Annotated in this window: 12 protein-coding genes and 1 tRNA gene; 10 read left to right on the top strand and 3 right to left on the bottom strand. The window is 45.4% G+C overall.

What is annotated here, in order from left to right; translation table 11 throughout:
- Nucleotides 1-1,637: 1,637 nt before the first annotated feature.
- The 8 genes from ACKFKH_RS02125 to ACKFKH_RS02090 all read left to right on the top strand — a co-directional run bounded on the left by ACKFKH_RS02125 (nt 1,638) and on the right by ACKFKH_RS02090 (nt 10,008).
- Nucleotides 1,638-4,784, top strand: coding sequence for an ABC transporter transmembrane domain-containing protein (locus ACKFKH_RS02125; RefSeq protein ID WP_446856572.1), 3,147 nt, complete (start codon nt 1,638-1,640; stop codon nt 4,782-4,784).
- Between the two features lie 379 nt (nt 4,785-5,163).
- On the top strand, nt 5,164-6,513 hold the full coding sequence (locus ACKFKH_RS02120) for an HlyD family type I secretion periplasmic adaptor subunit (RefSeq protein WP_446856571.1): 1,350 nt from the start codon (nt 5,164-5,166) through the stop codon (nt 6,511-6,513).
- A gap of 37 nt (nt 6,514-6,550) precedes the next feature.
- The gene (locus ACKFKH_RS02115; protein ID WP_446856570.1) at nt 6,551-6,961 is read left to right on the top strand and encodes a HetP family heterocyst commitment protein; all 411 of its coding nucleotides are present in this window, start codon (nt 6,551-6,553) and stop codon (nt 6,959-6,961) included.
- Between the two features lie 825 nt (nt 6,962-7,786).
- A complete protein-coding gene (locus tag ACKFKH_RS02110; protein ID WP_446856569.1) occupies nt 7,787-7,990 on the top strand; it encodes a hypothetical protein in 204 nt (67 codons plus the stop codon).
- A 55-nt stretch (nt 7,991-8,045) separates the two neighbouring features.
- Entirely contained in the window at nt 8,046-8,252 is a 207-nt protein-coding gene (locus tag ACKFKH_RS02105; RefSeq protein WP_446856568.1) for a hypothetical protein, read from the top strand.
- A gap of 238 nt (nt 8,253-8,490) precedes the next feature.
- Entirely contained in the window at nt 8,491-8,691 is a 201-nt protein-coding gene (locus ACKFKH_RS02100) for a hypothetical protein (protein ID WP_446856567.1), read from the top strand.
- Between the two features lie 341 nt (nt 8,692-9,032).
- Complete coding sequence (locus tag ACKFKH_RS02095; RefSeq protein WP_446856566.1) at nt 9,033-9,770, top strand: peptidylprolyl isomerase; 738 nt, start codon at nt 9,033-9,035, stop codon at nt 9,768-9,770.
- A 34-nt stretch (nt 9,771-9,804) separates the two neighbouring features.
- Complete coding sequence (locus ACKFKH_RS02090) at nt 9,805-10,008, top strand: hypothetical protein (RefSeq protein WP_446856565.1); 204 nt, start codon at nt 9,805-9,807, stop codon at nt 10,006-10,008.
- A gap of 11 nt (nt 10,009-10,019) precedes the next feature.
- On the opposite strand, the gene ACKFKH_RS02085 is transcribed toward ACKFKH_RS02090, so the two are convergent.
- Nucleotides 10,020-10,751, bottom strand: coding sequence for a hypothetical protein (locus ACKFKH_RS02085; protein WP_446856564.1), 732 nt, complete (start codon nt 10,749-10,751; stop codon nt 10,020-10,022).
- A 649-nt stretch (nt 10,752-11,400) separates the two neighbouring features.
- Between ACKFKH_RS02085 and ACKFKH_RS02080 the strand changes: the two genes are divergently transcribed.
- On the top strand, nt 11,401-12,201 hold the full coding sequence (locus ACKFKH_RS02080) for an NYN domain-containing protein (RefSeq protein ID WP_446856563.1): 801 nt from the start codon (nt 11,401-11,403) through the stop codon (nt 12,199-12,201).
- Between the two features lie 20 nt (nt 12,202-12,221).
- Here the strand turns inward: ACKFKH_RS02080 and ACKFKH_RS02075 are convergent.
- Nucleotides 12,222-12,303 (bottom strand) — tRNA-Leu (locus ACKFKH_RS02075).
- Between the two features lie 86 nt (nt 12,304-12,389).
- On the bottom strand, nt 12,390-12,722 hold the full coding sequence (locus tag ACKFKH_RS02070) for a hypothetical protein (protein ID WP_446856562.1): 333 nt from the start codon (nt 12,720-12,722) through the stop codon (nt 12,390-12,392).
- Nucleotides 12,723-13,266: 544 nt separating this feature from the next.
- Here ACKFKH_RS02070 and ACKFKH_RS02065 point away from each other — a divergent pair.
- Nucleotides 13,267-13,668 (top strand): alr0857 family protein, encoded by a 402-nt coding sequence (locus ACKFKH_RS02065; protein WP_446856561.1) that lies wholly within the window; start codon nt 13,267-13,269, stop codon nt 13,666-13,668.
- Nucleotides 13,669-13,734 lie beyond the last annotated feature (66 nt).

The following is a 13,734-nucleotide window of genomic DNA, read 5'->3' as shown; positions in this document are numbered from 1 at the left end:
GGGGCTGAAGCCGATTGAAACGAAGCGAGTCACTCTCATCGAACTGACGTTAATCCAGCAGCCCTTCAGGTTCTCTTTGTGAATCAGGTTTGAGAGGATTGATCGATATAGAATTAATTTTCCTGTCTCACGGATTAATTTATCTACTAATATATCCATCTACCAATATAACTATTTACTAATAAATCTATCTATTGTTTTTGAGTGATTTTGATCGTGATATTTTTGCCTAAATATATGTATCGTCCCCTTGACATTGTTTAACTCAGTCAATAACATTAATTGGAAGTAGAATAAGCTGATGAGAACCATAAAAAAGGCTCTTCTAACACTGCTAGATTTTGAGATCAGCTTTACTTTCTGTACATCTTTCAAGTCGCTCTAAAGCCAAGTCTCAACCGCTCCTTAAAATCCTCAGACTGACTGAAGCGTTTTCAATTTATTTTGTCATGATGGCGATCGCTGCTTAATCTATGGCATTCTCGTAGAAACTCTACGGAACTGCTGTGATTTTTCTCAAAAGCAGCATCGGCTTAGATCTTGCTTCCTTCTCAACAAGCGCCCCAAACTCAAGATTACTTCGTACAGATCTGATCTCTGAACTAGGCTCAGTTTTGACTACTAGAAGCCTGTTTCGACAGATTAAAGCCTGGGTCTTGAAATTTGTTTCAAAGCTCTCGTACCAGACTGTTTGTGGGAATGCAAGATCTGCATCAATCTCTTTGTGAAATCCAAATTGCTAACTCTCCAATTCACAGTTTTTAGGAGGAAACTTTAGGATCTTCATGATTACAAATCACCTTAACCTGGCACTTACAAACAAGTCAGAAAACTTGCTGCTCAAACTGCTTTCTAATTCAGCAAGAATTTAGGAGGATCAGGCAACGGATTAAGGTTCGGAGGCTTTTACTAAACCTCAGCTTTAGCCTGTGAAAAAATGTCCTGAAGCTCTACCTTTGATCAGTCAACTCTCTACACCAAACCGAGTCCTGTAAAGTCTTCGCTTCAGACTTTAGTTGAGCTTATCACGTTGACTCATCTTGATCATGAGAATTGAGCTACAGCAACCATAACGCTGCTCAACTCGACAATTCTGCTACCTGTGAACATTTCTGCGATTGGGTGTGTGAGGGGACGCGGAGCGGCAAGAAAGCTCTGCGTTGGTGCTGAAAGAAGAGGCAGGTTTTGGTGAAAATGACCTGTTTCACAAGGTGATAGCGAGTTATATCAAACTTAACAACTTTCTTAAGTCAGCGATCGCGCTCTCGACAATACTAAAACCTCAATGGACTCTCTGAATGTATCCTTCTACATCACTCAAAAATGTAGATTTTATCAATGGTAAATGATTTAAGCAAAGACAAAAAATTGGTAGGTAGCTAAATGCTTTCTCCCTAAAGAATGCCAAAACTACAAAGCAAAACTGGCAGCGTTAAGCAACAGGATGAATTTGCTTTTATTCTCTAACTTTGGGCAATTTCTGAACTTTCAAACTCCTCATTTTAGAGAATTAGAAAATTCAAGAGCTTTCGAGGATACAACAATTTAACGATTCATTCCTCGATTCAGCAACGCTACGAAACTAACCCCATTGATTTTGCAACCATTTAATTTGCAACCATTTAAGAGGTCAGGTTATGAATTCAGTCTCCACGTTACGGGTATCGCTTCACCCTCAGATCTTAGAGGCAATTCTCAAACTGTTGTCTTTGGGGCAAGCGGATCAAACCGTGGAAGCCTTTAGTCAGGCTTTTGAAATTGAAGAATTTCGGCTAGGTGATTTTCTTGATCAAGACGACGATCGCGAAGACCCAGTGAACCCGATCGACCCTTCAGTTCTCAGTCAGCAAAATCACGAAAATTTCTACTTGGTTTGCGAAGGTCGAGTTCGATTGCTGTGTCTTGACCTTCAACGACAGCGAGACGTTTCTGCACAGGTCTTAGACGCTGGAGAAACGTTTGGGGGAGATGCGCTGTTTTACCAGATGCCGCTGCCTTATCGGGCGATCGCTGCCAGCCCCGTGAAGGTGGCCCGAATGTCGTTGACTACTTTGGACGTTTGGCTAAAAAAGTTGCCTCAATTACGGGAAATTTTTGAGCAGCAAGCCCAACAGCGAGAACGCCTGATTTTCTTCAAAACCTGTGTTGCTTCGGGGTCAGGTTCAAAGCCGCTCACTAGTGACCAAATTCAGCAACTGTTGCCTGATCTCGTCGAAGTGCGAGTTGCCGCAGGAGAAAGTCTGGCTCAAGCGGCGGCTTCTGGTCATTGCTGGCTTCGGCAGGGCAAAATTCACGGTCAGGAGGGACAATCTGTGGCGATCGGCGATCGGTTTGGTTACCCAGACTCATCGCAGGTAGATTGGGTTGCTGAAACAGATTTGGTGCTGTATCAATTGCCCCTCTCCCATTGGGAGAGCGCAACGGCCATTGCACCCACTCACTTTGTTAAACCAGATGCAGCCCCGTCTGAGCCAACGCTTAAACCGAGCAGGCGCAAGAAGCTACGATCGTCCCTTTCTGATTCCCAGACGACTGGGCCTGAGCAATTATCGAGTCAACCGAGTGGCAAAGCAAAATTTGAAGCGCCGCCTGTGCCTGTGGTGTTTCCCAAGCCCCAAAAATCTCATCCAGGCAGGCTATGGCAAGGGCATCCGTTCATTCAGCAGCAAAGTTCTTCAGACTGTGGGGTGGCCTGTCTGGCGATGATCGGGCAATATTGGGGCAAGCGATTTAGCCTTAACTCATTGCGAAATCTGGCGAAGGTGGGGCGATCGGGGGCCTCTCTAAAACACTTGTCAGAAGCCGCCGAAATGGTTGGATTTCAGTCCAGCCCGGTGCGAGCTAGTTGGGGGCGATTAGCCGAACAGAAGAATCCCTGGGTTGCTCACTGGCAGGGGGATCACTACGTGGTGGTCTATCGAGTGCGGGGGGATTGGGTGTTGGTCGCTGATCCGGCTCGTGGCAAACGTAAATTGTCTCGTGACGTATTCTTGAGCAATTGGACGGGGTACGCGCTTTTGCTTGACCCGACCGATCGACTCAAAAACACAGAAACCGATCGCCGCAGTTTAGGCAAGTTTTGGGGGTTGCTCTGGTCGTATCGATCGCTCCTGTGGCAAATCGTCGGGATTTCTTTGCTGATTCAGCTTTTTGGGTTGGTCACGCCTCTCTTTACTCAGGTGATTCTCGATCGCGTGGTCACAGAAAAAAGCCTGGTGACGCTGAATGTGTTTGCGATCGGCTTGCTGCTCTTTAGCGTGTGGCGAGTGGCGATGACGACAGTTCGCCAATACCTATTGGACTATTTTTCTAATCGTCTGGATTTGACGTTGATTAGTGGCTTTATCAGTCATACGCTGACGTTGCCGCTCAAGTTTTTTGAATCGCGACAAGTGGGTGATATTCTCACACGAGTCCAAGAAAACCAGAAAATTCAGAATTTTCTCACTCGTCACGCCGTCTCTACCTGGCTCGATGCGCTGATGGCGATCGTGTATCTGGGATTAATGTTTTATTACAACTGGCGACTCACGTTACTTGTGATGGGAATGATTCCGCCAATCATTTTGTTAACGCTAGGAGCAACACCGTTTCTCAGAAAAGTATCTCGCGAAATTTTTAATGAAGCTTCGGATCAAAACTCGATTTTAGTTGAAATGATGACTGGAATCGCAACAGTTAAAGCAACAGCAGCAGAACGAGAAGTTAGATGGCGCTGGGAAGACAAACTAACCAGTACGATTAATGCTCAATTTCGAGGACAAAAACTAGCAAATGGACTGCAAAGCACTAGTGAATTGATCAATGCGATCGGCAGTACGGCTCTCCTCTGGTATGGTGCCACTTTGGTCATTCAAGAACAACTGACGATCGGGCAATTTGTCGCCTTCAATATGCTGATTGGCAGTGTGATTACGCCCGTTTTATCACTCGTGAGATTGTGGGATGAGTTTCAAGAAGTGCTGATTTCGGTGGAACGATTGAACGATGTGTTCACGGCGCAGCCCGAAGAAAGTGTCAGTAAACCGATGCTGGTGCTGCCTTCGATTCAGGGAGAAATTCAGTTTGAAAATGTCACCTTTCACTACGAACAAGCAGAAGAAACCAATGTGCTGCAAAATCTTTCTTTTGTGGCAGAAGTCGGAGAAACGATCGCGATCGTCGGGCGCAGTGGTTCTGGAAAGAGTACGTTGGTCAAGCTGCTTCAAGGACTCTACTCCCCCAGCAACGGGCGCATTCTCATCGACGGGCACGATTTGCATCATGTGTCTCCTCAGTCATTTCGACCCCAGCTTGGTGTAGTTCCTCAAGAGTGCTTCTTGTTTTCTGGCACGATTTTAGAGAATATTCAGCTTTACCGCTCTAACTACACGCTTGACGAAGTGATCAAAGTCGCCAAACTCGCTGAGGCACACAGTTTCATTCAAGATCTGGCCTTGGGCTACAACACAAAAGTAGGAGAACGAGGCAGCAATCTTTCTGGAGGGCAACGTCAGCGGATTGCGATCGCTCGTGCCCTACTCGGTGATCCTGCAATCCTCATTTTGGATGAAGCTACCAGTTCTCTCGACACCGAATCTGAGCGCCGATTTCAGCAAAATCTTGCCCACATTAGCCGAGGGCGCACAACCTTTATCATTGCTCACCGCTTGTCTACAGTCCGGCATGTCGATCGCATCTTAGTCCTCGATCGCGGCGTTCTCGTCGAACAGGGCAGCCACGACGAATTGATTAATCTACACGGCTTGTATTGTCACCTGGCCCAACAGCAACTCGATTTGTAGAAGCGGTTTGCACCCAAAATACCAAGCCACAACGTTTTGTTAACGTGAATTCGATGAGATCCTTCGCTGCGGTTATCGCTTCGGGCAGCCCCCTAAATCCCCCACAAGTGAGGGACTTTGAACGAGAAATCTTGTCCGAAAGTCCCCAAAATTGGGGGGTTGGGGGGCAGAAGTGCTGAATCACGAAGCGGAAAAACTCCATCGAATTCACGCTTTGTTATCCAGGAATTCGCGCTGTATGAAGGAGCGATTTGGAGCGGGGCGATCGCAAATTCTCATCTTCACAAAATGACATTCAAAAACTGCCAATCTGGCAGAAATGAAAAGTAGCGTCACATACCATTTCAGTAAGCTGCAAATCCTTAAAACTGGACACATCATGTTGAATCGCACTCCTCCCGAAAACAAACTGTCGCGGCTACCCAGAGAACCTAAAGTCACGATTGCCGCTCCGGTAGAAACTGCCCACTGGTCGCCTCCCCTCCAAACGCTCTTAGACAAGCCTGCTTCGGCATTGCCTGCGCGTCTAGCAGTGGGTGGGCTGGCATTCTCACTGTGTTTTACCGCGTGGGCCTGGTTGGGGCAAATGAATGAAGTCGCTCACGCGCAAGGCAAACTGATTCCCAAAGGGGCGGTTTACAAAGTCAACCCGACAGAAACGGGTAAAGTTTCTCAAGTTTTGGTGGCAGAAGGACAAACCGTAACAGCGGGACAACCCTTACTGGAACTCGATCCCCAACTTGCAACAACCGAAGTAGAAGGGTTAGAAAAACAACTGACTGCCGACCAAACGCAGCTAAACCAAACGCAAATCTTGATGACACAAGTGGTGATGCAAGCTCAAACGCGAGTGGCGATCGGTCGAGCCACGATCGAGTCTCAAAAAGTAGCCGCGATTCAGGCAAAGGGCAACACGCTAACCACACGAGCGATCGTAGAGCAGCTACAGGCGGATGCGGATGCACAGCGAGAACGGTTAAATCGACTTCAGCCTCTAGCAGCAGCAGGTGCGATCGCTCAAGAGCAAGTTTTTCAAGTAGAGCAGAGTCTGCGCGAACGGCAGCGCACCATTACCGAACATCAAGGCAGCCTGGAACAAAGTCGCTCAGAGGTCGATCGGCTGCAAGCAGAACTCATTCAAAAACGGGCGGAAGACCAACAATATCAGTTAGAAGCTCAACAGCAGATTCAACAAATGCGGCTGAAAGTGACTGAGTTGCAGGCCAAAATCGAACAAACTCAAACCTTGCTCAAGGCAGCTCAAGCAAAACGTAAACAGAGAATAGTCTATGCTCCTGTTTCTGGTCAACTTTCAACGCTAAATATCCACAACCCCGGTGAAGTCGTTCAACCTGGACAACCCCTCGCTGAGATCACGCCTCGCAACAAGTCCTTAGTGCTGTCTGCCATTCTGCCCGATCGCGAAGCTGGGTTGGTCAAAGTGGGAATGCGGGTTCAAGTCAAACTGGATGCTTATCCTTATCAAGACTATGGCATCGTCTCTGGCAAAGTGACAGCCATTTCTCCCGATGCTCAACCTGATGAAAAGCTGGGTCAAGTTTATCGGGTCGAGGTGCAGTTAGACCGTCATTTTGTGACCAAAGAGTTTCAGAAAGTTCCGTTTAAGGCAGGACAAACCGCGACTGCTGAAATCGTCACTCGTCAACGTCGAATTGCAGACATTTTATTAGACCCCTTAAAACAGCTACAGGGCAGCCTCAACTTGTGAAGTGAGTTGCTCTAAATTGCATGGAGACTAAAACCGCATGAATCACTCAATCCTTCATTCGCAGAACTCCGATCGCCGTACCGATAAAGTGATGGAGCCTGAACAATTTACTCAAGTTATCGAAGCGATCTTAGCAGGCAAATATTCTTGGGCATGTGTATTAATTTTGCGTTTTGCAGGATACAATCCTCTCCACTATATTCCCTACAGAACCTATAACCGATTGGTCAAAGACAACGCTCAGTGCAGAAAACGCGATCGCGTTCACGCTGAAGAAATCAATCAAAATGAGTCAGGCGATCGCGTTGGTCAAATTCAAGATTTAGCTTACTTAGAAGCCATGAGCGAACAGCAAAAAACAATTCATGGAGGTTGTTTTAAGAATTGGGTGACGAATAGCATTCCTTCAATAAAACTTGTGAAGGACTTGAACATTTGCCTTAAATAATAGGAATCAATTGAGGCTAAAAATCAGTGCGAGTGAAACAGATAATCCAAAGAAACTGCCAATTTGGCAACGATGCTTCTATCCGACTCGCTAAAATCAGATCCAACGTTAAAACAATCTACTTTTAACAAGAATTATCCCCAGGAGGAGAGCAATGATCATCTCTGATCTTAATTATCTCGAAACAATTTCTAATAGCTCAAATCTGACAGGTAGCCTGAGCTTATGTGAGATTAAGGGTCTGTTAGGAAATTTTCTGATTGGTCTTCCTCATTGTGCCTTGCTCGGAAGTCTCACTAGTCACTCTAATGGAAGTGGTTATGTTTCACTTTACCGTTCAACAACATCGTTGATCAATGGCGAAGCTGTAACTTCTTCTAGCTACACTACACGAGCTCTTTAATTCTCTAGAGTTCATCATCCTCTAAATCAGTGTCAGTTCGACAAGTTCTTTCACTTCGTTCTCATCGGCTTCTGCCCTCTAAATCCCCGATTCGGGGGGACTTTGAACCAGAGTTTTTGGCTTGAAGTCTCCCGTTTTTTGGGGATTTAGGGGGCTTCCCGAATTCATAATCGGAGCGAACCACTTCTGTCGAACTGACGTTAAATCAGGTACTTCACTGAGAACTGTTGTTTAAGGTTTTCAGTGATTTTTATTAACTATTTTCCAGATTACTTATTAGAGATTCTCTGACTTCAAGAAGGAATAGAAACAAATCTGCCAAAGTGGCAACATTGTTTTGTAATTAAGAACTAAATTATTAATACAAACCGATAAGGTTGTTGAAAAATACAAGTCGGTTGTTTTAAAAAAGGAGAAACTCAATGATCATTTCTGACTTGAACTATCTCGAAACCGTTTCTGAGCCAACTGAAATTGTTGGCGGTGGATTCAAGATTAAGTTCAATATTGCTGAGGTATACCAGTACAGTGAAGCTACTGCTGTCGCGATCAATTTTGGCAAGAAAGGCAGTGCTACAGCCTACAACTACGTCACACAAAAGGTCTCGATCGATCAAAGAAACTAGTGATTTGTGTCGCTGAATTCGCTTGACTTTACTCACAAGAACAAGGAGAAACTCAATGAATATTTCTGATCTGAACTACCTTGAATCTGTTTCCAATTCCTCTAACATCGTTGGTGGGGGCAAATTCAAGATTAAATTCAACGTTGCTGAGGTATATCAATATTCTGATGCTACTGCTGTCGCTCTTAATTTTGGTAAAAAAGGAGACGCTTACGCCTACAACGACGTTTATCAGAAGGTCTCGATCAATCAACGAAACTAGTGTCACTTCAACTGAAGATGAGTTGATTTGCTAAAGCGCTCAGTTGAAACTTTGAAAGATTGGAGGCTTTTTGGTTAAAAGGTCTCCAATGTTTTTGAGTAGTGTGGCTTAAATCTAAAGAGATAGAATCTGCCAGAATGGCAACACTACTCCATTTCTTGGTCATACGATTAGCTAAAGCAAAGTAAGCTTGTTTCAAACTCAATCGCTTTTTACTCAAACATACAGGAGAATTGCAATGGTCATTTCTGATTTGAACTATCTGGAAAAGGTCTCTGAATCGTCTATCGTCACTGGAGGAAGTCGCAAAAAGCTGGCTGGACTTGGAATAAACTTGAACATCATTACTCAGGTTGCTGTTCCGGTTGCGATCGCAATCAACTTAGGAAAGGGAACGGTTACAGTAGGAACTGGGGTGATTCAAAATGCTATGGTTTAACGGTAGGCTTTCTTAACCGACTCTGAAATTCTTCATTAGCATTCAATAGTAATAAACTTGCTAGAAGCTAAATCTGTAAAGCCCATAGCAAGTTTATCTTTTTAAAGAATGCAGAGGTTAGTAACCCTTTCTGACACATCCTTATTTGCGAGTATTCATTTTTTTTGATAGTTAGCTTCGTAACTTTATCAATACTATAATTGTTAAAATCATCACTGGATTGATCATTAGACCTAAAATTAAACCATTCAAATAAATAGTATCGATTAGCTGGTTGAGGAGTGGTAACACCTATGAGTGTCAACCTTGATATAAGTGACAGACGGGAATCTATATGTGCGATGGTTAATTTACTTGGAGTGTCTATCGAATCAGACGAAATTGTTGATTTTCTAAAGTCAACTGTTCAATTAAGAGCATTCTGTGAAAAGCTTTTATACCAGCGAATTATCAACCAAATGGCTCAAGAACGAGGCATCATCATTACTTCTGAGGAGATCCAAGCTGAAGCTGATCGCCAACGCCGCGAAAACCGTTTGGAAAGAGCGATCGACACCTTAAATTGGTTGCGTGAACAGCTAATCAGTGCTGAGGATTGGGAAACTGGAATTTACAATCAGCAACTGTCTCAAAAACTAGCAGAGTCTCTCTTTCATTCGGAGGCTGAAAGATTTTTTGCCCAGAATCGACTAGATTTTGAGCAAGTTGCTCTCTATCAAATTATTGTTCCTTATCACACGCTCGCTCAGGAACTTTTCTATCAAATTGAAGAAGCCGAAATTAGCTTTTATGAAGCTGCTCACTTATACGATATTGATGAGCAACGCCGTCGCCAATGTGGTTTTGAGGGCGTTCTGTATCGAGGAAATTTGCAGCCAGAGCTTGCTGCTGTAGTCTTTGGGGCTAATGCAGGAGAAGTGGTTCGACCCGTTCAAACCGATCGCGGCTATCACCTTTTAATGGTTGAAGAATTTGTCTCGGCGCAACTCACAACCGAAACTCACCAAGAGATCGTTCAGAGACTGTTTCAAGAGTGGTTAGAGAGTGAATTAAGCTATTTGCATAATCAAGCAGAGTAACTAAATTTGCAGACTTTTAAGAAGGATTTTAATCATGTCTTACTCTAGAAAAAGATTGATTCAACGGGTTATTTCAACAGACGGCAAAACGGTTGCAGAAGTGAGAAGTGAAGTGATGGGGTCGATCGAGGCCAACAATGAGGTTCAGCAATGGATTGAAGTGACCGTTTCAACCAGCAGCGGAGTCAGGCACCAGACTACATCTCACTCAACTGCTGATTATTCTTACGATCAATGACAGCAAATTAATCAAGCTGCTATTAATCGCTTTCTCGCCGATCGCCGATGCAGCCCAACCACAACGATTGAGCCACCCAGCAAGAGTAAAGCAACCGTGTTTGAAGACTCAGGGACTTGAACGCAAGGATCGGGAGCTTTGGGATTTTGGGCACAGGCACGACTAAACTCACCCGCAACTAATGTGAGCGCCACTTCTTTCTCAAAGCTGCGGGAATAGATACCTCGAACGATCGTAGAAGCAGATTCGCTGGTTTGAGTTGGGCTGAAGTTGGTGTTTCTCTCAAGCGAAGTGATTTGCACAAAGTCACTCCTGTCGGGAGAACTCAAAAAGTCTTCACCTAGTGTGTTTAAGAAGCCAAAGATTGAAAACGTATCTAAGAGTTGCCCACTGTTGGTGTCAAATAGAGAAAAAGCGACTTCTCCAGCAGTACTGGCGTTTTCTAAGTCTGGATTGTCAACCAGGGTTTGGAGGTTTAATGAAGCGGTGAAATCAAACGTGAAGTCTGTAGTAGAGGTAATAGACAGCGTTGTAATGGGGTTGGCTTGAGCCGTCGTAAAGTAGCGATCGCTGTCCCCCTCTACTGTACTTTCAGTAGAATCAGACAAGAGACCCTCAATGGCTAAGGCCGCTCTAGCACGAGCAAAACTGGCGGCCTCCGCAGGCAAAATTGCTATTGTAGAACTTGCCACGATCGCAGCTAAAAGCAGCAGTCTCTGAGTCAAGATAGACTGTAATTTCATAGATTTTTGGTTCCAGTAGGTTTCAGGCAACGCGACTATTAGACTGTGATGCGTTGCGGCAGTTTGCTCGAAGCCCTGATGAAACACCCTTACTTAAGATCAGGTGCAGATGCCAGTTAGCTAGGGGGCAAAAACTTTACTGTCACCAGATCCCTCTGTGAAAATACTAGATTGAAACCCATGAAGGCGCGATAAATCAAACAGTAGATTTTTAGAAGCTTGTATAAGGTGCCCATGAAGTTTTGCCCTGATTCAGTGAAATCACAGCGATGAATGATCTAAATATCTGTTAGCTCCAGTTCAACGATTCAGTTATTGAAGATCAATAAAGGCAATATGCGATCAACCACCCGGAACATGAATTGTACAGGTTGAACCGAATTCTCTGTTGCAGATGCTAACTTCAAGGTTTAAGGACATTGGTTTAAAGACACTTGCAGTAAGACATAACCCAATCCATCCCACTGACTACGGCTCCTCTTCTTGCTCAAGGGAGGTTGGGAAGGGTCAGAGATGCCAATTTCGGTATCATCTACCCATTATTACGGCAATACATCCTCACAGCCCTCTCAGCTTCAGGGAAATCAACCATTTCCTGTGTATTTATAGATATTAAAATAGTCCACAATTGACGTGGTAGGAAAGTTTTGTGAAGGGCGAAAGGCTTTATCCATCGAGCAAGCTTGCAGTGTTAATTGATGCCGAAAACACCAGCGCGAGTCTAATCGAACTGCTACTAACAGAAATCGCAAAGTACGGCACCGCTCACGTTAAGCGAATCTATGGAGACTGGACAAATACCCTCCTCAGCAGTTGGAAACCCAAACTTCATAAGTTGGCGATTCAGCCGATCCAACAATTTAGATATACGACAGGCAAGAATGCAACAGATAGCGCTTTGATCATTGACGCGATGGATTTGCTGTATGCTCAAAACTTTGATGGATTCTGCATTGTTTCGAGCGACAGCGACTTTACACGCCTCGCCAGTCGAATTCGAGAAGCGGGTCTCATCGTCTACGGGCTAGGAGGAGAGAAAACCCCAGAAGCTTTTGTGGGAGCCTGCGACAAGTTCATTTACACGGAGCTTTTACAGCAGACGGAAGCGATCTCTTCGAATTACCCCCAAGGGGTCGCTCCTACGGAATCGCCCGAAGCTTCAGCAAAATTGATCGACGGGCAAAAGGCAAATCAGAAAGCCAAAATCGACAAGAAATTACTGAAACTACTACGAGATGCTTATGAGGCGATCGCTGAGGAGGACGGTTGGGCGAATCTGGGCCCGTTTGGGGCACAACTCAACAAGCTCTCCCCTTCATTTGATGCAAGGACGTATGGACACAAAAAACTCAGCGACTTAATTCGCGCGATCAGCTTGTTTGAAGTGAAGAAGATTCCACACGCAAAAAGCCAAACCGCTACTCAGTTAAGCATCAAGCTGAAATCTTAAGTTTGACAACTGACTACCCATGCGGATGAAAGGACTTGAACCTTCACTTCTTGCGAAACCAGAACCTAAATCTGGCGCGTCTACCAATTCCGCCACATCCGCATTTTATTGCTCACCTATCATAGCAAAGTGAGCGAGTTTTGAGCCTGGGGATTTAATGCAAAACTCAAAACTCGAAGCTCTTGGACTTATGGCAAACTGCCGACACTGAGTGGGATAATATTTCCGTCGGTGGTGTAACCGAGTAGCATCTCGTCGCCCGATCGTATCAGTTTGCCAGTCAGAGCGCAGCGATCGTCTTGTTGGGCCGTTGCCGGAAAACTCGCTCGTAAATCGGATGGGGAGGCGATCGGCGTATGGTCGCCGGATTTTTGTTGGACGTAATTCCAGAGAATGTCGCGAATCAGGGCTTGATATCCCTGGTTGCCAGAGAGTCCTTTCAACTTTTCCTTTAACTCTCGTTCCAGGCGGATGCTGGTGACTTCCATGTCGGTGGTGGTGGTGCGAGTTAAGGTATGCATGTTTTTCCTCCAAAAGTAACTGGACAGGTTCATAATACAAGTGTAGTATGGAAACTGTAGTTCGTAAGCCAAGTGCTTCAAAGTCTTCTTCAATGAAATTTCTACGGCTCCTATCGACAGTTCAAGGGTTGGGTTATTGCGAGAGTGCGCTTTGCGAATTTCCGCACGATCGTCCAGCCAGCCTTGTCGGAGTCGTAGTTTTGCCGTTTATGGGCAGGGCTATCCAGTTAGAAAGATCTCAGGAGATTGATGATTCGCGAAACATTAGCACGTCCGGGCGGCCAGGCGCATTGCCCAAAACATTGATTAGAAGCGGAAGGGACAGGAGACCGACTGTACCTAAATAAGACAAGAAAACTCTGAAAAAGTTTTTGAGCCTCCGCTTCTAATCGTCAAGAAGGGGAGGTTTTTAGTGTGTTTGGCGGAAAACAAAGCAGATGCGGTGTAGTCATCGCCTGCCCGAAGCAGCCCTTGGAAACAGCAAACCCTTGTAATGAGTAAACCTTTGTAACGGCAAACCCTGGAAAATTGGGAGACACCAGGAATGTTGAAGTTTACGTACACCGAAACGGGGATAAACATTGAGCGATCGACCCAATCTCTCGAAGAGTTGGTGATGTGGCGGATCGTGCTGGCGATGCGAGTTGGAGAACGGCTGACGGTTGCACCGGGGACGGCTTCGTTTTTGCTGCCCGCAAATTTACAGTGCTGGGATTTGTTGGAAGCGGTGGTGCAAAAATCGCTGGATGACACGATCGCGCTCTGCCAATGTGATGCAGAATTCATCGAGGTCAGCCTGCGAGGAACCTGGATCGCTCAAGATTGCAACTGCGAGGAAGGGATCTTTTTGGCTGAGCTGGGTGACTCGTTGCCAGGGACGCTTTGCGAGCGGGCGGAATTCATTTTGTTTAAGCTGTGGCAGGAGTCGTTGACTTGTCGGGTGTGATGAAGGGATGAGGGAGAACTTCGATGATCTGTTTCCCCTTTGGGGGTAATCCGCTTCGCGAGGAGG

The organism is Phormidesmis sp. 146-20, from assembly GCF_052939475.1.
The sequence above is the reverse complement of the archived record's forward strand: the minus strand, read 5'-3'. Positions and strand labels throughout refer to the sequence as shown.

Coding starts and splice junctions, on each gene's coding strand:
- ACKFKH_RS02100 (WP_446856567.1), top strand. CDS start 8,491: ATGGTCATTTCTGATTTGAACTATCTGGAAAAGGTCTCTGAATCGTCT.
- ACKFKH_RS02105 (WP_446856568.1), top strand. CDS start 8,046: ATGAATATTTCTGATCTGAACTACCTTGAATCTGTTTCCAATTCCTCT.
- ACKFKH_RS02085 (WP_446856564.1), bottom strand. CDS start 10,751: ATGAAATTACAGTCTATCTTGACTCAGAGACTGCTGCTTTTAGCTGCG.
- ACKFKH_RS02095 (WP_446856566.1), top strand. CDS start 9,033: ATGGTTAATTTACTTGGAGTGTCTATCGAATCAGACGAAATTGTTGAT.
- ACKFKH_RS02120 (WP_446856571.1), top strand. CDS start 5,164: ATGTTGAATCGCACTCCTCCCGAAAACAAACTGTCGCGGCTACCCAGA.
- ACKFKH_RS02125 (WP_446856572.1), top strand. CDS start 1,638: ATGAATTCAGTCTCCACGTTACGGGTATCGCTTCACCCTCAGATCTTA.
- ACKFKH_RS02065 (WP_446856561.1), top strand. CDS start 13,267: ATGTTGAAGTTTACGTACACCGAAACGGGGATAAACATTGAGCGATCG.
- ACKFKH_RS02115 (WP_446856570.1), top strand. CDS start 6,551: ATGAATCACTCAATCCTTCATTCGCAGAACTCCGATCGCCGTACCGAT.
- ACKFKH_RS02070 (WP_446856562.1), bottom strand. CDS start 12,722: ATGCATACCTTAACTCGCACCACCACCACCGACATGGAAGTCACCAGC.
- ACKFKH_RS02090 (WP_446856565.1), top strand. CDS start 9,805: ATGTCTTACTCTAGAAAAAGATTGATTCAACGGGTTATTTCAACAGAC.
- ACKFKH_RS02110 (WP_446856569.1), top strand. CDS start 7,787: ATGATCATTTCTGACTTGAACTATCTCGAAACCGTTTCTGAGCCAACT.